This is a genomic window from Pseudomonas sp. TUM22785, assembly GCF_028198105.1.
Taxonomy (GTDB): domain Bacteria; phylum Pseudomonadota; class Gammaproteobacteria; order Pseudomonadales; family Pseudomonadaceae; genus Metapseudomonas; species Metapseudomonas solani.
The window spans coordinates 4,883,857-4,901,350 of the sequence record NZ_CP116239.1 but is presented as its reverse complement, the minus strand read 5'-3'; the positions used below and the strand labels follow the sequence as shown (position 1 = coordinate 4,901,350).

17 protein-coding genes are annotated in these 17,494 nt (G+C 68.1%); 13 read left to right on the top strand and 4 right to left on the bottom strand.

What is annotated here, in order from left to right:
- Positions 1-87 precede the first annotated feature (87 nt).
- From dapA to PI990_RS22030, 12 genes are all read left to right on the top strand, one after another.
- The gene (gene dapA, locus PI990_RS22085; protein ID WP_271658475.1) at positions 88-942 is read left to right on the top strand and encodes a 4-hydroxy-tetrahydrodipicolinate synthase; all 855 of its coding nucleotides are present in this window, start codon (positions 88-90) and stop codon (positions 940-942) included.
- Positions 943-1,027: 85 nt separating this feature from the next.
- Complete coding sequence (gene rnd, locus PI990_RS22080) at positions 1,028-2,158, top strand: ribonuclease D (protein ID WP_271658474.1); 1,131 nt, start codon at positions 1,028-1,030, stop codon at positions 2,156-2,158.
- The gene (locus PI990_RS22075; RefSeq protein WP_043246215.1) at positions 2,155-2,448 is read left to right on the top strand and encodes a YcgL domain-containing protein; all 294 of its coding nucleotides are present in this window, start codon (positions 2,155-2,157) and stop codon (positions 2,446-2,448) included. Before rnd ends, PI990_RS22075 begins: the two co-directional genes overlap by 4 nt.
- Positions 2,448-3,380: a D-2-hydroxyacid dehydrogenase gene (locus tag PI990_RS22070; protein ID WP_271658473.1), complete on the top strand. Its 933-nt coding sequence runs from the start codon at positions 2,448-2,450 to the stop codon at positions 3,378-3,380. Before PI990_RS22075 ends, PI990_RS22070 begins: the two co-directional genes overlap by 1 nt.
- A 385-nt stretch (positions 3,381-3,765) precedes the next feature.
- Entirely contained in the window at positions 3,766-4,215 is a 450-nt protein-coding gene (locus tag PI990_RS22065; protein WP_271658472.1) for a YcgN family cysteine cluster protein, read from the top strand.
- A 56-nt stretch (positions 4,216-4,271) separates the two neighbouring features.
- A complete protein-coding gene (locus PI990_RS22060; RefSeq protein WP_271658471.1) occupies positions 4,272-5,510 on the top strand; it encodes a hypothetical protein in 1,239 nt (412 codons plus the stop codon).
- A 98-nt stretch (positions 5,511-5,608) separates the two neighbouring features.
- Entirely contained in the window at positions 5,609-6,496 is an 888-nt protein-coding gene (locus PI990_RS22055; protein WP_271658470.1) for a LysR substrate-binding domain-containing protein, read from the top strand.
- Positions 6,497-6,591: 95 nt separating this feature from the next.
- Positions 6,592-7,704 (top strand): agmatine deiminase, encoded by a 1,113-nt coding sequence (gene aguA / locus PI990_RS22050; RefSeq protein ID WP_184487986.1) that lies wholly within the window; start codon positions 6,592-6,594, stop codon positions 7,702-7,704.
- Positions 7,705-7,714: 10 nt separating this feature from the next.
- The gene (locus tag PI990_RS22045) at positions 7,715-8,809 is read left to right on the top strand and encodes an extracellular solute-binding protein (RefSeq protein ID WP_442969289.1); all 1,095 of its coding nucleotides are present in this window, start codon (positions 7,715-7,717) and stop codon (positions 8,807-8,809) included.
- 187 nt (positions 8,810-8,996) lie between these two features.
- Positions 8,997-9,530, top strand: a complete 534-nt coding sequence (locus PI990_RS22040; RefSeq protein WP_021220471.1) for a sigma-70 family RNA polymerase sigma factor — start codon at positions 8,997-8,999, stop codon at positions 9,528-9,530.
- 14 nt (positions 9,531-9,544) lie between these two features.
- Positions 9,545-10,501 (top strand): FecR family protein, encoded by a 957-nt coding sequence (locus PI990_RS22035; protein ID WP_271658469.1) that lies wholly within the window; start codon positions 9,545-9,547, stop codon positions 10,499-10,501.
- Between the two features lie 151 nt (positions 10,502-10,652).
- Positions 10,653-13,139: a TonB-dependent receptor gene (locus PI990_RS22030; RefSeq protein ID WP_271658468.1), complete on the top strand. Its 2,487-nt coding sequence runs from the start codon at positions 10,653-10,655 to the stop codon at positions 13,137-13,139.
- A gap of 251 nt (positions 13,140-13,390) precedes the next feature.
- On the opposite strand, the gene PI990_RS22025 is transcribed toward PI990_RS22030, so the two are convergent.
- Together PI990_RS22025 and PI990_RS22020 are read right to left on the bottom strand one after the other, a co-directional pair.
- Entirely contained in the window at positions 13,391-14,071 is a 681-nt protein-coding gene (locus tag PI990_RS22025; RefSeq protein WP_263400767.1) for a type 1 glutamine amidotransferase domain-containing protein, read from the bottom strand.
- Positions 14,072-14,170: 99 nt separating this feature from the next.
- Positions 14,171-14,641: a DUF1456 family protein gene (locus PI990_RS22020; RefSeq protein ID WP_021220475.1), complete on the bottom strand. Its 471-nt coding sequence runs from the start codon at positions 14,639-14,641 to the stop codon at positions 14,171-14,173.
- An 82-nt stretch (positions 14,642-14,723) separates the two neighbouring features.
- Between PI990_RS22020 and PI990_RS22015 the strand changes: the two genes are divergently transcribed.
- Positions 14,724-15,044 carry a hypothetical protein gene (locus PI990_RS22015; RefSeq protein ID WP_271658467.1) on the top strand — a complete coding sequence of 107 codons (321 nt, stop codon included), beginning with the start codon at positions 14,724-14,726 and terminating at the stop codon, positions 15,042-15,044.
- On the opposite strand, the gene PI990_RS22010 is transcribed toward PI990_RS22015, so the two are convergent.
- The gene (locus PI990_RS22010) at positions 15,041-15,364 is read right to left on the bottom strand and encodes a low molecular weight protein tyrosine phosphatase family protein (protein WP_271661337.1); all 324 of its coding nucleotides are present in this window, start codon (positions 15,362-15,364) and stop codon (positions 15,041-15,043) included. The genes PI990_RS22015 and PI990_RS22010 overlap by 4 nt on opposite strands.
- Positions 15,365-15,369: 5 nt before the next feature.
- Positions 15,370-17,400, bottom strand: coding sequence for a S9 family peptidase (locus tag PI990_RS22005; protein ID WP_271658466.1), 2,031 nt, complete (start codon positions 17,398-17,400; stop codon positions 15,370-15,372).
- Positions 17,401-17,494: the final 94 nt, after the last annotated feature.

The window sequence follows — 17,494 nt, the reverse complement described above, 5'->3', positions numbered from 1 at the left end:
ACGCGAAGGTCGAAACCTCTCTTGCACGAACACTCCCCGCCAGCCTCCGACGGTGACTTTTACGGTCAGCCTGAAGGAGTTTTCGCTATGCCTGTGTTTTCCGGAATCTGGGTCGCCCTGGTAACCCCCTTCGCCGATGGCGCCATCGATTTCCCTGCCCTGCGTCGCCTGTCCGCGTACCTGTTGGAGGCCGGCGTCGCCGGGCTGGTGGTGTGTGGCAGCACCGGCGAGGCGGCGGCGCTGAGCAAGCGCGAGCAGCTCGCGGTGCTCGACGCCCTGCTCGAAACCGTGCCCGGCGAGCGCCTGGTGATGGGCCTGGCCGGCAACAACCTGGCGGATGTTCTGGCCATGCAGCACGAGGTGCAGAAGCGCCCGGTGGCCGGCCTGCTGGTGCCCGCGCCTTATTACATCCGCCCGTCGCAGTCGGGGCTGCTGGCCTGGTTCGGCGCCATTGCCGATGCCGCCGCGGTGCCGGTGATCCTCTACGACATCCCCTACCGTACCGGCTCGCGCCTGGAGCTGGAGACCCTGCGCGAGCTGGCCCGGCACCCGAGCATCGTGGCGATCAAGGATTGCGGCGGCGAGATCGACAAGACCCAGGCGCTGATCGCCGACGGCCAGCTCGACGTGTTGGCGGGGGAAGACGCACAGATCTTCGCCACCCTCTGCCATGGCGGCACGGGCGCCATCGCCGCCTCGGCGCACATCCACCCCGAACGCTTCGTGGCCATGGCCGAGTGCGTGGCAGCGGCCGACCTGGTGGGCGCACGGGCGATCTTCCGCGAGCTGCAGCCGCTGATCCGCCTGGCCTTCGTCGAGCCCAACCCGGCGCCGGTGAAGACTCTGCTGGCACTGCGCGGGCTGATCCGCGACGAGCTGCGCGCGCCCATGCAGGCCAGCTCCCCGGCCCTGGTGCAACGCCTGCGAAGCGAGCTGGGCTGACCTGTGCCGCCCCACGCGGAATGACGGGTGGGGCGGGGATGGGGTTGCGATATATACTTCGCGCCTCTGAACCGAGGAGAGCCTTGTGGCCATCGACTTTCACTGGATTCGCGACGACGCCGAACTGGCCTCCCATTGCGCCCGCTGGCGCAACCTCAGCTTCGTGGCCCTGGACACCGAGTTCATGCGGGTCGACACCTTCTACCCGAAGGCCGGCCTGGTGCAGGTGGGCGACGGCGAGAGCGCCTGGCTCATCGACCCCCTGCTGATCAAGGACTGGCGCCCCTTCGCCGAGCTGCTCGAAGACCCGGCGGTGACCAAGGTGCTGCACGCCTGCAGCGAGGACCTCGAAGTCTTCCTGCGCCTCACCGGCAGCCTGCCGCTGCCGCTGCTGGACACCCAGCTGGCCGCCGGCTACCTGGGCATCGGCTACTCCATGGGCTATTCGCGCCTGGTGCAGGCGGTGCTCGGCATCGACCTGCCCAAGGATGAGACCCGCTCCGACTGGCTGCAGCGCCCGCTCACCGAGATGCAGGAGCGCTACGCCGCCGAGGATGCCATCCACCTGGCCGAGATCTACCGCATCATCGACGAACGCCTGGACGCCACCAAGCGCGCCTGGGTGCTGGAGGACGGCGCCGAACTGGTGGCCAACCTGCGCCGTGAAGTGGACCCGTACGAGCTCTACCGCGACGCCAAGCTGGGCTGGAAGCTGTCCCGCCAGCAGCTGGCCGTGCTGCGTGACCTCTACGCCTGGCGCGACCTCGAGGCGCGCCGCCGCGACCAGCCGCGCAACCGCATCGTTCGCGAGCACGCCCTGTGGCCGCTGGCCAAGTTCCAGCCGGACAACCTCGTCGCCCTGGCCCGAGTCGAGGACATGCACCCGCGCACCGTGCGCCAGGACGGCAACACCCTGCTGAAGATGATCCGCGAGGCGGCCGAGTTGCCCCCCGCCGAGTGGCCGGAGCCGCTGCCCGAGCCGCTGCCGTCGGAAGCCACCGCGCTGCTGAAGAAGCTGCGCGCGATCGGCCAGGCCGAAGCCGAGCGCCTGGGCATGGCGCCCGAGCTCATGCTGCGCAAGAAGCACCTGGAGGCCCTGCTCAAGACGGGCTATCCCGACGGCCCCTACAGCCTGCCCGAGGGCTTCAAGGGCTGGCGCCGTGAACTGATGGGCCAGGCATTGCTCGATGCCCTGGCCGGAGACAACGCCCCATGAAACGCATCTGCTCCATCTACAAGAGCCCGCGCAAGAACGAGATGTACCTCTACGTCGAGAAGCGCGATGCCCTGGCCCGTGTACCTGAGGCACTGCTGGCGGCCTTCGGCACGCCGCAGCATGCCTTCGACCTGGTGCTCAGCCCCGAGCGCCAGCTGGCCCGCGAGGACATCGGCAAGGTGCTGGAGAACCTCGAAAAGCAGGGTTACCACCTGCAGATGCCGCCGGGTGAAGAGGAATACATCGAGCACCTGCCCGAAGAACTGCTGCGGATGAACGACCCCATCTGATGAAAGTCCTCCTCGCTGACGAGAAACACCTCCGCCACGCCGAACTGCTGCTCGCCGCCATCCCCTCGCTGGATGTGGCCGGCAGCGACGACCCGGACGAGCTGCGCGCCCTGGCGGCGGACCGGCCCATCTGGCTGGGCAGCCCGGAGCGGGTGGTGGAACTGCTGCAGGCCGGGTTCGCCCCGCACTGGGTGCAGTCCAGCTGGGCCGGCATCACCCCGTTGCTGGCGGCGGGCCTGCCGCGCAACTACCGTCTGACCCGCGCCGTGGGCATCTTCGGCCAGGTGATGGCCGAGTACATGCTGACCTACATCCTCGCCCACGAGCGCCAGCTGCTCTCGCGCCTGGCCAGCCAGGTGGAGTGCCAGTGGGATGCACGCATGCCCAGCAGCCTGGCCGGGCGGCGGGTGCTGGTCGTCGGTGCCGGTGATATCGGCCAGAGCGTTGCGCGCTTCCTGGCGCCGTTCGGGGTCGAGCTGCGCGGCATCGCCCGCGAGCCCCGTGCCCTGGAGCCGTTCAGCCAGGTGCTGGGGATGGACGCCCTGGCGGAGCAGGCGGCCTGGGCCGATTACCTGATCAACCTGCTGCCCGACACCCCGGCCACCCGTGACGTGTATGACGCCGCACTGTTCGCGCGCCTGCAGCCGGAGGCGCTGTTCATCAATGCCGGGCGCGGCGTGGCGGTGGTGGATGCCGACCTGGTCGCCAGCCTGCAGGCCGGGCACCTGGCCGGTGCGGTGATCGACGTCTGCCGCGAAGAGCCGCTGCCCCCCGCGCACCCGTTCTGGACCGCACCGCGGCTGCTGCTCACCGGCCACAGCTCGGCACCCACCCTGCCGGAGCTGCTGGTGGGGCTGTTCCTCGACAACCTGGCGCGCTTCCAGGCTGGTGAGCCGCTGCGCGGCGAGGTGGAGTTCCAGCGCGGCTACTGATGCCAGCTCGGTGGGCCTCTGCGTGGTGATGGCGTTCGTGTTCTCCGGCAGCACCGCTGGTGGATGAAAAGAGCGTCATCCACCCTACGCCCGGCGGCATCTCAGGCCGCTTTTGCGGGGCACCGAACCGATCCCGGCACAGATGGCTTGCGTAGGGTGGACCACGCTTCACCGGTCCACCTTTCGTGCTTCCAGGCAACATCGTTGGTGGATGAAAAGAGCGTCATCCACCCTACGCCTGCCCGTTGCCTGGGAGCCCACGGTGTAGCCGTCCTGCGAATGATTTTCCTTACATGGCGCTACCGGTCGTCCCGTCGTCGGCAGCGCTTGGCCGGCACCTTCGACGCGACTAGACTACCGCGCCCCGTTACCCAGTCAGACCACCATGGCCGCCAAAGTCGAACCCTTCTGGAAGCGCAAGACCCTCGCACAGCTCGATCAGGAGGAGTGGGAATCCCTCTGCGACGGTTGCGGCCTGTGCTGCCTGCAGAAGCTGGAAGACGAGGACGACGGCGCCGTGTACTACACGCGCATCGCCTGCAAGCTGCTGGACCTGAACACCTGCCGCTGCACCAACTACCCCAAGCGTCGCGATTTCGTGCCCGACTGCATCCAGCTCACCCCGGCCCAGGCCGACGAGTTCCGCTGGCTGCCGCCCACCTGCGGCTACCGCCTGGTGGCCGAGGGCAAGGACCTGCCGCCCTGGCACCCGCTGGTCTGCGGCGACACCGAGGCGGTGCACAACGCCGGTATCTCCCAGTCCGGGCGCATGGTCAGCGAGACCCAGGTGGCCGAGGACGACTGGGAGGATTACATGATCTTTCGTGCGGGCTAGACGGATAGAACCACCGCGTGCCGAGTCATAGGGAAATCGCTCCGAGGAAGCCCGACATGTCCAACCGCGCCACCCTGCTGCTGTCCACCGCCACCCTGCTGTTCTGCGCGCCGCTGCTGGCCGCCAAGCGCAGCGATGTCGACTACCTGGTGCGCTTCCTGCCGGACAGCGACCAGGCCGAGGTGCGCCTGGTGCTGGAAAACGGCGAGAAGGTCCGCAGCCTCGCGTTCGACCTGGGCGACAAGGGCTACTACAGCGACTTCAAGGGCGACGGCCAATGGCAGCAGGCCAGCGCCGGGCGCGGCACCTGGACCCCGGCGGAAGGCAAGGCGACCCTCAGCTACAAGGTGCGCATCACCCACCCCCGTGGCGACGGCAAGTTCGATGCGCGGATGACGCCGGACTGGACGCTGCTGCGCGGCGACGACCTGGTGCCGCCTGCGCGCATCGACCTGGTGGACGGCACCGACCTGGTGTCGCGCATCCAGTTCGAACTGCCCAAGGGCTGGAGCACGGTGGAGACCGGCTGGTCCCGCGTGGGCAAGAACCGCTTCCGCATCGACAACCCCGAGCGCCTGTTCGACCGCCCCACCGGCTGGATCATCGCCGGCAAGCTGGGCAGCCGCCGCGCCGAACTCGGCAACACCGACGTCACGGTCGCCGCGCCCATGGGCGAGGGCATGCGCCGCATGGACATCCTCACCCTGCTGACCTTCGTCTGGCCCCATGCCCAGGCGGTGTTCCCCCGCGACCCCGGCAAGCTGTTGATCGTCGGTGCCGGCGACCCGATGTGGCGCGGCGGCCTGTCCGCGCCCAATTCCTTCTTCATGCACGCCGACCGCCCCCTGGTCAGCGAGAACGGCACCAGCTCCCTGGTGCACGAGCTGGTGCACGTGTTCAGCCGCATCAAGGACACCGACCAGAGCGACTGGATCAGCGAAGGCATCGCTGAGTTCTACGCCATCGAACTGATGCGCCGCGCCGGCGGCCTCAGCGAGGACCGCTACCACAAGGTCCGCGCCAAGCTGCAGCGCTGGAGCCGCAAGGTCGAGAACCTGCGTGGCGAGCAATCGTCCGGCCCGGTCACCGCCCGCGCGGTGCTGCTGCTGCAGGACCTCGACGAGGAGATCCGCAAGGCCAGCAACGGTGAGCGCTCCCTCGACGACGTCACCCGTGGCCTGATGCGCCTGGACAAGGTCAGCACCCGCGACTTCGTCGAGATCGCCGAGAACGTGCTAGGTGGTGAGTCCGACGTGCTCGACACGTCGCTGCTGAAGCTGCCCAAGGCGTCCTGACTTTCGGCGCGGGTCCCGGGCTGAAGCCCGGGCTACGCTCCGCTGGACGCCATCGCCCCACCTGCGCAACGATGCCGGCTTTGCCCGGAAGCCCGCCCATGCGCCGCCTGCCGTCCCTCACCGCCCTGCGCACCTTCGAATCGGCTGCCCGCCATGCGCATTTCGGCCGTGCCGCCGCCGAGCTGTGCGTCACCGACAGCGCGGTGAGCCACCAGATCCGCCAGCTGGAGGAGCAGCTCGGCACCGAGCTGTTCGTTCGTACCGGCCGCCAGGTGCGGCCCACGCCCCAGGCACGGCGCCTGCTGCACAGCCTGCAGCAGGCCTTCGAGCTGATCCTCGATGCCTGCGACGAGTTGCGCGACCCCGGCTCCCAGGCGCAGCTGCGCATCGCCGTGACCGCGGAGCTGGCGCAGAAGTGGCTGGTGGGCCGGCTGGCGGATTTCGGCGAGCGCCATCCGCACATCACCCTGCACCTCTACGACCAGCCGCTGGAGTCGGCGCTGCCGGGCGAGGAGATCGACCTCGCCATCACCTACGGCACCGGCCCGGGGGATGCCAGCGCCTACTTCGTGCGGCCGCTGCCGGCCCTGCAGTTCTTCCCGGTGTGCAGCCCCGGCCTGTTCAACCAGCTGCCGCTCAAGCACCCGCGCGACCTGGCCCGCCACTGCCTGCTGCATGACGACCAGGACGGCAAGACCTGGAGCGCCTGGCTCAGCGTCCATGCCGGCGATCTGCAGCCGGCGCGGCACCTCTACCTGGGCCACGCCGGGCTGACCCTGGAAGCCGCCGCGCAAGGGCAGGGCGTGGCCATGGGCGACAACCTCACCAGCGCCGAGGACCTGGCCAGCGGCCGCCTGGTACGGCCCTTCGCCGCCAGCGTGGCGTCCCTGGGGCAGTACGCGCTGGTCTGCGAACGGCTGCGCCTGGACAAGCCGGCGGTGGCCCAGTTCGTCGAATGGTTCAGCGATCAGCTGGCCGATAGCTGAATCCAATTCAAGGGTTCCGCGATATTCATCATTGGTCGCCGGGGCACCGCCGCGCTTAACGTCAGGGCACTTCCAACCCCACTCCGAGGTTTCCCATGGCGCGTTCCCTGACTTCCCTTCCCAAGGCCGACGGCTTCCGCCTGCCTGGCGAATTCGAGCCCAAGGCCGGCTGTTGGCTCGGCTGGCCCGAGCGCACCGACGTCTGGCGCAACGGCGCCAAGCCCGCGCAGAAGGTCTGGGTGGAGATCGTCAGCGCCATCGCCAGCAGCGAGCCGGTCACCGTCTGCGCCTCCGCCACCCAGTACGCCAATGCCCGACGCATGCTGCCGGCCCAGGTGCGGGTGGTGGAGATGACCTGCAACGACACCTGGTTCCGCGACAGCGGCCCGGCCTTCCTAGTCAACGACCAGAGCGGCGAGGTGCGTGGCGTGGACTTCGAATTCAACGCCTACGGTGGCCTCGATGGCGGCCTCTACTACCCCTGGGACAAGGACGACCAGATCGCCCAGAAAATCCTCGAGATCGAGAACTTCGACCGCTACCGCGCGCCCTTCATCGCCGAGATGGGCGGCATCCAGACCGACGGCCAGCGCACCCTGCTGACCACCGAGCAGTGCCTGCTCAACCGCAACCGCAATGCCCACCTGGGCAAGGAGGAGGTGACCCGGCGGCTGTCCGACTACCTCGGCGCCGAGCAGGTGATCTGGCTGCCGCGTGGCTGCAAATTCGACGAAACCGACGGCCACATCGACGACCTGGCCTGCTTCGTCCGCCCCGGCGTGGTGGTGATGCAGTGGACCGACGACCGTGACGACCCGCAGTGGGAGATCTACCAGGAGGCCTACGACATCCTGCGCAGCACCCGTGACGCCCGTGGCCGCGCGCTGGAGGTGCACAAGCTGCCGCAGCCCCGCGTGCTCACCTGGACGGCCGAGGAGGCCGCCGGCCTGGACCAGGTGGACGGTACCCACCTGCGTGAGGAGGGCACGCGCATCTGCGCCTCCTACATCAACTACTACGCCGGCAACTCCGCCATCGTCCTGCCGCTGTTCGGCGACGCCCACGACCAGGCGGCCGGCGCGGTGCTCGCGGAGCTGTTCCCCAAACACCGCATCATCGGCATCGAGAACTCGCGGGAAATCCTCCTTGGGGGCGGCAACGTCGCCTGCATCACCATGCCGCAATACGCCGCCAGCCGGGCTGGCTAGGGAGCCTTCGATGCACATGCGCACACTGGCGATCGCCCTGGGCCTGGCCCTCGGCAGCGGCATGGCCCAGGCGGCGAGCGAGCCGCCCAAGGTCAACCTGTACATCTGGAGCGAGTACCTGGCGCCGGATACGCTCTCCCGCTTCGAGGCCAGGACCGGCATCAAGGTGGTGGCCGACCACTTCGACTCCCTGGAAACGGTGGAGACCAAGCTGCTCACCGGTCGCAGCGGCTACGACCTGGTGCTGACCGCCGGCCAGCACCTGCAGCGGGCCATCGCCAGCGGCGCATTGCAGCCGCTGGACAAGGCCAGGCTGCCGCACTTCCAGGGGCTGGACCCGGAGTTCACCGCGCACATGGCCAGCTTCGACCCGGGCAACCGCTACGCCGGGCTCTATGTCTGGGGCACCACCGGCTTCGGCTACCAGGAGGAGGCCATTCGCACGCGCATGGCCGACGCTCCCGCCGACAGCTGGGCGATGCTGATGGACCCGGCGGTGGTCGCGCGCTTTGCCGACTGTGGGGTGAGCTTCCTCAACGACCCCAACGAGGTGTTCGCCGCCGCCTTCCGCTACCTGGGGCTGGACATCAACCGCCAGAGCCTCGACGACCTCAAGCTCGCCGAGGCGCACCTGGCGAAGATCCGCCCGTCGATCCGCTACTTCGACAACGACCGCAACATCAACGACCTGGCCAACGGCAACACCTGCCTGGCGATGTCCTGGAACGGCAACGTGGCCATCGCCGCCGCCCAGGCCGAGCAGGCGCAGAAGCCCTTCAGGCTGCGCTACCGCATCCCGCGGGAAGGCACCCTGATCTGGTTCGACGCCATGGTGGTGCCCAAGGATGCGCCGCACCCCGAAGCCGCCCTGGCGCTGATGGACCACCTGATGACACCCCAGACCATCGGCGCCATCACCAACAACATCCACTACGCCAATGCGGTGCCGGCGGCCGCCGCCAGCGTCGACCCCGCCATCCTCGCCGACCCGGGCACCTACCCGCCGGCGGACGTGCGCGCCAAGCTCTACACCAAGAACGACAACACCAAGGCCTTCAACCGCGCCCTGACCCGCGCTTTCAGCAAGCTCAAGTCCGGCCTCTGAGCCATCTCCCGCCCGGTATCCGACCATCGTGATACCGGGCGTCTTGACCGCCCCGTCGCGCTTGCTATCTAATGATATGCATTCTCATTTGGTATCCCTGGCACGCCGCATCCGGCAGCGTCGCCCGGTTACCTGTTGTCGGGGGCGTGCGTGCAGGTAGCGAGTCGAGCAGACGGGAGGCAGCCCCGTGGATGAGCAGTTCCGGGGCTCCGTCTCCGGCGCCTACCGCGCCTTTCATGCCGAGCTGCTGAAGTTCCTCGGCAAGCGCCTGGGCAGTTCCGCCGACGCCGCCGACCTCGCCCAGGATGCCTTCACCCAGTGGCTGGACTGGCGCGACCGCGACCAGGTCCGCCAGCCCCGCGCCTTCCTCTTCCAGATCGCCCGCAACCTGCTGCGTGACCACTGGCGCCGCCAGCAGGTGCGCGGTGCGGCCGACGGCGAGGGCGAACAGACGCTGGAAACCATGGTCGATGAACAGGGAGCGAGCCCCTTGGAACAGGTCGAGCAACATCAGCGCTTGCGCCTCCTGGCCTCGGCACTGGATGATCTGTCGCCGCGCCGGCGCGAGGCCTTCGTCCTGCACAAGTTCGATGGCCTGTCCCAGGCGGAAGTCGCCGCGCGCATGGGGATTTCCCTGAGCATGGTGGAAAAGCACATCGCCTGTGCCCTGCTGCATTGCAAGCAACGCGTGCAGGGCGACGTCCAGGCGGACGGACAATGAACACGAGCACCTGGATGGATTCCCGACCCTCGATCGACGAACAGGCCGCCACCTGGTACGCCCGCCTTACCAGCGGGCAGTTCACCGCCGAGCAGGAGGCCGAGCTGCAGGCCTGGCTGGCCACCAGCCCGGCGCACGCCAGGGCCTTCGCCGACATGCAACTGATCTGGGCCGACTTCGACCGCGTGCCACGGCCCGTGCTCGCCACGCCGGTGGTCATGCTCAAGCCTCGCAGCCGACGGACCCTGCCGCGCGCCATGGCCGCTTCGTTCGTGCTGCTCTGCGCCGCCCTGGCCACCTCGCAGAACTGGTTCGCCCGCGCGCCCAGCGTCGACCTGCAACTGAGCAGCGCCCAGGGCGAACAGCGCCAGGTGGAACTGGCCGACGGCTCGCGCATCGACCTCAACGTCGACACCCGCCTGCATGTGCGCCTCTATGACGATCACCGCGAAGTCGAACTGCTTCAGGGCGAAGCCTTCTTCGCCGTCGCCCGTGACGAGCAACGCCCGTTCGTGGTGATGGCCGGGGAGGGCAGCGTGCGTGTGCTCGGCACCCGCTTCAGCGTCCGCCGTGGCGGTGAGCGCCTGGATGTGGCGGTGGAGAGCGGCAAGGTCGCGGTGGACCCCGAGGCCGGCGGTAGCCATCACGCCGAACTGGGCGCTGGCGACAGCGCCGATTTCGACTACCGCACCCGTCACCTGGAGCTCGGCCACCGCAGCCCCGAGGAAATCGCCAGCTGGCGGCGTGGCCAGTTGATCTTCCGTGATCGCCCGCTGGCCCAGTTGGTGGACGAGCTTTCCCACTACCGAAACGCGCCCGTGGGCCTGGCCGATGCCAGCCTCGCCGAGCGCCGTGTTTCCGGCAGCCTGAACATCGGCAAGCCGGATGCCTTCCTCGCCGCGTTGCCGCAACTGCTGCCGGTGCGCGTCGAATACCTGGCCAACGGAACGGCCCTGATCCACCCGCGCTGACAACCCGGAGCTGCTCCGGGGCCCCGTCGCGCGGGTACTTCGATGCAAGTGAAAATATTTTTCATTTGCATATGCGGGTTTTGCCGAGCGCTGCGTCTTCCTGATATCCGCCTCATGCAAGGGCGGTTTTGCAGTACTTGGGGAGATTTGGATGAACACCCGTAGCACCCGTTTCGCGCTGCGCCGCCTCGTCGCCGGCGGCGCCCTGGCCACCCTCCTGCTCAGCGGCAGCGCGCTGGCCCAGGACCACGACTTCAATCTGCCGGCCCAATCCATGGCCAGCGCCCTGACCGCCCTGGCCCAGCAGAGCCAGCTGCAGATCCTCTTCGACGAGTCGCAGCTGCGTGACCTGCGCGCCCCGTCCCTGGCCGGCCGCTACAGCGCCCGCACTGCTCTTGAGCGTCTGTTGGCCGGCTCCGGGCTGGAGCTGGTGGAGGCGGGGGATGGGTTCGTGATTCGTCGTGTGGCCAGTGCCGGCCATGCCGCCGCCGATGACAACGTGCTGGAGCTAGGCAGCACCAACATCATGGGCAGCGCCATCGACTCCAGCTCGGTAGGGCGTTCTGTCCTGACCCAGGAAGACATCAACCGCAAGCAGGCGGACAACATCGCCGAGCTGCTCGACACCTTGCCGGGCGTGAGCTCCAGCGGCTCGCCCCGCCCCGGTGGCCAGACCCTGAACATCTGGGGCATGGGCGATGTGGAGGACGTCAAGGTCATCCTCGACGGCGCGCCCAAGGGCTTCGAGAAATACCGCCAGGGCTCGGTGTTCATCGAGCCGGAACTGATCAAGAACGTCGAAGTGGACAAGGGCCCCCACAGCACCCTGTACGGCAATGGCGGCTTTGGTGGGGTGATCAAGGTGGATACCAAGGACCCGGCCGACCTGCTGCAGGACGGCGAGAACGTCGGCGCCTTCCTCAAGTACGGCTATCACACCAATGACCGCCAGGAGATCTACAGCGGCGCGGTGTATGGCCAGACCACCGACAAGATGCTCGATGGCCTGCTGTTCCTCACTGGGCGTGACGGCGACAACATCAAGCGTCCGGATGGCACGCGCTTCGTCTACTCCGAAAACAGCCTCGACGCCTTCCTGTTCAAGAGCAACTTCCGCCCCAACGACGAGCATGTCTTCACCCTGTCGGCCATGCAGTCCGGCAGCGAGGCCTGGGAGCCCTTCGCCGCCAAGCGCGATGAAATGGCTGCCCCCACTGCGGCGGAGATCGCCCGCTATGGCTTGGACGGTGCCTGGAAACGCAAGCTGGTGAACCGGGACCAGGACGACGAGAACTACTCGTTGAAGTGGAACTACACGCCGCTGGACAACCCGTTGGTGAATGTCACCGCCAGCTATGCCTATTCCAAGACCGACCAGCATGACAAGCGGCCGGCCAACGCGTCTGCGGGGTTCGCGTCTTCGCTGGGCAACGAGAGCTGGGTCAACTACACCGACCGGCTGGCGGAGCTGAAGAACGAAAGCCGCTTCGATACGGGGTTGTTATCCCATGTCGCTACAGTGGGTGTGCAATGGCACGGGCATGAGCGCGACACGCTGATGAAGGACCTCAGCAAGCTGACTGACAGGACCTACAACTACGGCCTCTACCAGCCCTACTACATGCCGTCCGGCGAGCAGGAAACCCGCAGTGGCTATCTGCAGGACGCCATCACCATCGGCTCCGTGACCATCACCCCGGCCCTGCGTTACGACCATGTCTACAGCCGTGGCGAGCCCAGCCTGGCGCCGCGCTACAACAGCCCCGATCCGGCCGTAGGGCACGACTACAGCAGCGTCACCTACAGTGGCTGGTCGCCGCGCTTGGGGCTGTTCTGGACCGCCACCGACAACCTGGCGTTCTTCGCCGACTACAGCAAGACCTGGCGCGCCCCTTTGATCGACGAACTGTACGAGGTGCAGAGCGCGGCGAGCAGTGTGCCCGCCACCAGTCGCAACCTGGACCCGGAGCGCATCACCGGGGTGCGCCTGGGCAGCATCTTCAATTTCGACAAGCTGCTGGTGGACAGTGACAACCTGCAGATCCGCACCACGCTGTTTCGCAACCGTGGCAAGGACGAGATCTTCAAGCGCACCGGCGTCTATTGCCTCGCCAGCGTGACCGGCGGCAACAGTGCATGCCCGGGGCCGTTGGCCAATAACCGCAACCTGCCCGGCTACACCATCGAGGGGGTGGAGGTCGAATCCTTCTACGACAGCTCGCGCATCTTCGGCAGCCTGTCGGTGTCCTACATTCGTGGCAAGCGCGATGCCTCGCCGCGCAACCCCTGGGGCCCGGAAACTTGGCTCTCGGACATCCCTCCGCGCAAGGCGGTGGCGACCCTGGGCGTGAAGGTCCCCGAGATCGACATGGCCATGGGCTGGACCGGCAACTTCGTGCGCAAGCAGGACCGCTCCCCAACTGACGATGATCCTCTGGCGTCTGGCTGGAGCCTTCCCGAAACCCAGGGTTACGCCCTGCACGGCCTATTCGCGACCTGGCAGCCCAAGTACATCAAGGGCTTCGAGGCGCGGCTGGCGGTGGATAACCTGTTCAACCGCGAGTACTACCCCTACCTCGGCGAGTCCGTTTCCGGCGTCGGCCGCAACATCAAGTTCAGCGTCTCGCAATTCTTCTGAGGTGCCTTCCAGGGCGTCCCCGCGTTCGTGGGGATGCCCGCTCCCTTTGGAGCTTCGGGTTGCCCCCGACCTGCGCTCCCACCATCACTGCACAGCCCCCTCGCATGCACACCCCGTAGGAGCGAGCTCTGCTCGCGAAGCGCTGGTCCTCGCACGGGAGCGGTGGGCTGAGGCGGAATGTCGGGTTGCACCCGACCTACAGCCACATCGGTTCCGTAGGGCGGGTGAAACCCGCGAATGTGCGCTTCGGCTCAGCCGCCAAGCCGCTGCAAGAGCGCGGCGGCGGTGGGTTCGGAGGAGGCGGGGTTCTGGCCGGTGATGAGGTTGCCGTCGGTGACCACATGGGGTTGCCAGTCGGCGACCTTGGAGTACTGGCCGCCCTGTTCGCGCAGCACGTCTTCCACCAGGAAGGGCACCACGGCGGTGAGGCCGACGGCGTCTTCCTCGCTGTTGGAGAAGCCGGTCACCGCGCAGCCCTGCACCAGCGGGCTGCCGTCGGCGGCACGGGCGTTGCGCAGCACGCCGGGGGCGTGGCAGACGGCGGCCACCGGCTTGCCGGCGTTGTGCAGGTCTTCGATCAGGCGGATGGAGAAGGGGTCGTCCACCAGGTCCCAGAGCGGGCCGTGGCCGCCGGGGTAGAACAGCGCGTCGTAGTCGGCCGATACCAGCCCGGACAGCGGCAGGGTGTTGGCCAGGGCCTGGCGGGCCTGCTCGTCGGCGCGGAAGCGGTGGGTGGCTTCGGTCTGTGCGTCGGGCTCGTCGCTCTTCGGGTCCAGCGGTGGCTGGCCGCCCCGGGGGGAGGCCAGGATCACCTCGGCGCCGGCATCGCGGAAGGCGAAGTAGGGGGCGGCGAACTCTTCGAGCCAGAAGCCGGTCGGCTTGCCGGTATCGCCCAAGCGGTCGTGCGAGGTCAGCACCATGAGGATTTTCATCGGCAACTCCTTGAGGTTATCGAGGGGTGTGACTGGCGCTCCTCCGGCAAGGTTCCGGTCGCCGGCCGATGAATTCTAGACGTGTCCTGGAACCTGTTCTCAGTCCTGCGGCGGACGCCTGCGCGCGGTGAGCCCACGGAGGAAGTTGCGCAGGATCTGGTCGCCGCAGGCGCGGTAGTTCTTGTGGTCCTTCTTGCGGAACAGCGCGCCGATTTCCGCCCGGGTCATGGGCAGGTCGGCTTCCTGGAGGATGGCGAGGATGTCGTCCTCGCGCAGCTCGAAGGCCACCCGCAGTTTCTTCAGGATCTGGTTGTTGCTCATCGGCAGTTCCATGGGCAGGGGCGGGCGGCTCTCGTCCTTGCCGCGCAGGGTGTACACCAGGCCGTCGAGGAAGCCGGCGAGGCGCTTGTCGCTGCAGGAGTGGTAGCCCTCTTCGTCGTCACGGACCAGCCAGGAGGCCACTTCCTGGCGGCTGACTTCCTGGTCGGCCAGGCCGATGATTTCCACCACCCGGGCGTCGCTGATATCCAGCAGGTAGCGCAGGCTGCGCAGTACATCGTTGTTGGTCATGGGGTGTTCCGTCGGGAGTGGCGACCGGCAGGGTGCCGGCAACTAGACTGAGGACGTCGACGCCGAAAGGCGGGAGGTCCATATGAAGGGCGCCATTGTGCTCGCATTCGCGGCGCTGGTCGCGGTCAGTTGTGGCATCCAGGCGCAACAGCCGCCGTTGCTGCGTTCCCCCGGCACGCCGGCACCGGGTTCGCCCGGTACGGCCACGCCACAACCCTATCCCCAGGCCAGCCCACCGAGCCTGCCGGCCGCCGCGCCGCGTTCGGGCAGCCCGCCGCTGCTGGTCAACCCGCCGACCACACGCCAGGTGGACCCGCGCGACGAGCGCATCCCGGCCCTGCAGGAGCAGCTGGATCGCAACAGCAAAGGATTGGGCGGCAGCGAGAAGAAGCCGGCGCCCTAGCGCAGCAGTGGTGGCACGCGGGCCTGGAGTAAATCAATCAAGGCCGGGTCCATGTAAGCGTAGTCGTCGGGGATATCCAGGCTGACCACGCGCTTGCCCTTGAGGGCGGCGGGGAAGCGTGCGGCGAGTTTGCGCCGGTGGCTGCCCTCCATCACCAGGATCAGGTCGGCCCAGGCCAGGGCTTCGGGCGTCACCGGGGTTTCCGCCTCGGCCTTGAGGCCGGCCGAGTTGGTTTCGATCCCCGGCCAGCTGGCGAACAGCTGCTCGGCGGTGGGGCTGCGCAGGCGGTTCTGCCCACAGATGAACAGCAGGCGCTGCACCTTCATCAGCCAGTGAGCCCCAGCACCTTGAGCAGGAAGGCGTATTCCAGGGCGACGTCGCGCAGCGCCTGGTAGCGGCCGCTCATGCCGCCGTGGCCGGCGCCGAGGTCGGTCTTGAGCAGCAGCAGGTTGTCGTCGGTGCGAGTGGCGCGCAGCTTGGCCACCCACTTGGCGGCCTCCCAGTACTGCACCCGCGAGTCGTTGTAGCCGGCCACCACCAGCAGCGCCGGATAGGCCTGGGCGCGCACGTTTTCGTAGGGCGCGTAGCTGCGGATGCGCTCGAACACCTCGGGCTCGTTCGGGTCGCCCCACTCGTCGTACTCGGTGACGGTCAGCGGCAGGTCGGGGTTCTGCATGGTGTTGAACACGTCGACGAAGGGCACTTCGGCGATGGCGGCGGCGAACAGGTCGGGGCGCTGGTTGAGCACGGCGCCCATGAGCAGGCCGCCGGCGCTGCCGCCGCTGATCACCAGTTGCTCGCGGCTCGTCAGGCCTTCGCCGATCAGGTGTTCGGCGCAGGCGATGAAGTCGCTGAAGCTGTTGGCCTTGTGCTCCAGCTTGCCGGCGCGGTACCAGGCCTCGCCCAACTCGCCGCCGCCGCGCACGTGGGCGATGGCGAAGACGAAGCCGCGCTCCAGCAGGCTCAGGCGGGCGTGGGAGAACCAGGGGTCGAGGCTTTCGCCGTAGGCACCGTAGCCGTAGAGGTAGAGCGGCGCGGGTTGGCCCAGCACGTCGCGGCGGGCGACCAGGCTGATGGGCACGCGGGTGCCGTCGGCGGCGGTGGCCCAGAGGCGCTGGCTGACGTAGGCGTCGGCGTCGAAGGGGCCTTCCACCGGGGTTTGCTTGAGTACCCGCTGCTCGCCATCGGCCAGGCGCAGCTCGCGGACCTGGGCCGGGCGGGAGAGGGCTTCGTAGCGCAGGCGGATGGCCGGGCTGTGGAACTCCATGCTGTCCTGCACGTAGAGGCTGTAGGCGGCGTCCGGCAGTTGCACACGGTAGGGCGCGGCGCCACGGGGGTGCACCTGGATGATCGGCAGGCCGCCTTCGCGCAGGCTGAGGGTAAAGGCTTCGGCGTTCATGCCCACGCCTTCGAGCATGCAGTCGGGGTTGTGGCCGATCAGCTCGTGCCAGTGGGCGCGCTCGGGCGTCGCCTCGGGGGCCTGGTAGAGGGCGAAGTTGATGCCGGTCTGGTTGCTGCGGATCAGCCAGCACCACTGGCCGTCCACCTGGCCGTGGTCGGCGTAGTACTCGTGGCCTTCCTCGCGCGGGGCCAGGCAGCGGAAGTCGCCGTCGGGGGTGTCGGCGTCCAGCACCCAGCTCTCGCTGGTGGTCTTGCTGCCCAGCATCAGCACCAGTTGGCGCTCGGAGCTGGCGCGGTGGCAGCCGAGGAAGAAGCGGCCGTCGGCCTCCTCGAACACCAGCTCGGCGTCGGCCTCGCCCAGGCGGTGGCGGTAGAGGCGGTGCGGGCGATGGGTATCGTCCAGCTCGCCGAAGAACAGGGTGCGGCTGTCGTTGGCCCAGGTCATGCTGCCGTCGCAGTCGTCGAAGGGCAGGGCGCTGATGGCGCCGTCGACCAGGTTCTTGACGTAGAGGCGGTAGATCTCGTCGCCGCTGGTGTCCAGGCTGTAAGCCAGCAGGCGGTGGTCGGGGCTGACGCTGAAGGCGCCGAGGGAAAGGAAGCCGCCCTCGGCCAGGGCGTTCGGGTCGAGCAGCAGTTGCTCGGTCGCCTCGTCCACCTCGAAGCCTTCGGCTGGACGTGCGCAGCGGTAATGGCGCGGGTATTCGTCGCCGGCGGTGGTGCGCTGGTAATAGAGGTAGGGGCCCCAGGGCGTGGCGAGGGACAGGTCGGTCTCGCGGATGCGCCCGCGGATTTCCTCGAACAGCGCCTCGCGCAGCGGCGCTTCGGCGGCCAGGTGCTGGTCGAGCCAGGCGTTCTCCGCCTTGAGGTAGTCGAGCACCTCGGGTGCGTCGCGTTCCTCCAGCCAGCGGTAGGGATCGGCTCCGGCCTGGATGCGGGCGATGGGGGCTTCGGACATGGCGGTTCTCACGGCAAGGCGTTGCGGGCCGGGCGACGGCGGGGACGCCGGGCTTCGGAAAAGTCGCTATCATAAGCGCCCCTTTGCCCGCCTT

Coding starts and splice junctions, on each gene's coding strand:
- dapA (WP_271658475.1), top strand. CDS start 88: ATGCCTGTGTTTTCCGGAATCTGGGTCGCCCTGGTAACCCCCTTCGCC.
- PI990_RS22075 (WP_043246215.1), top strand. CDS start 2,155: ATGAAACGCATCTGCTCCATCTACAAGAGCCCGCGCAAGAACGAGATG.
- PI990_RS22070 (WP_271658473.1), top strand. CDS start 2,448: ATGAAAGTCCTCCTCGCTGACGAGAAACACCTCCGCCACGCCGAACTG.
- PI990_RS22065 (WP_271658472.1), top strand. CDS start 3,766: ATGGCCGCCAAAGTCGAACCCTTCTGGAAGCGCAAGACCCTCGCACAG.
- PI990_RS22060 (WP_271658471.1), top strand. CDS start 4,272: ATGTCCAACCGCGCCACCCTGCTGCTGTCCACCGCCACCCTGCTGTTC.
- PI990_RS22055 (WP_271658470.1), top strand. CDS start 5,609: ATGCGCCGCCTGCCGTCCCTCACCGCCCTGCGCACCTTCGAATCGGCT.
- aguA (WP_184487986.1), top strand. CDS start 6,592: ATGGCGCGTTCCCTGACTTCCCTTCCCAAGGCCGACGGCTTCCGCCTG.
- PI990_RS22045 (WP_442969289.1), top strand. CDS start 7,715: ATGCACATGCGCACACTGGCGATCGCCCTGGGCCTGGCCCTCGGCAGC.
- PI990_RS22035 (WP_271658469.1), top strand. CDS start 9,545: ATGGATTCCCGACCCTCGATCGACGAACAGGCCGCCACCTGGTACGCC.
- PI990_RS22030 (WP_271658468.1), top strand. CDS start 10,653: ATGAACACCCGTAGCACCCGTTTCGCGCTGCGCCGCCTCGTCGCCGGC.
- PI990_RS22025 (WP_263400767.1), bottom strand. CDS start 14,071: ATGAAAATCCTCATGGTGCTGACCTCGCACGACCGCTTGGGCGATACC.
- PI990_RS22020 (WP_021220475.1), bottom strand. CDS start 14,641: ATGACCAACAACGATGTACTGCGCAGCCTGCGCTACCTGCTGGATATC.
- PI990_RS22015 (WP_271658467.1), top strand. CDS start 14,724: ATGAAGGGCGCCATTGTGCTCGCATTCGCGGCGCTGGTCGCGGTCAGT.
- PI990_RS22005 (WP_271658466.1), bottom strand. CDS start 17,400: ATGTCCGAAGCCCCCATCGCCCGCATCCAGGCCGGAGCCGATCCCTAC.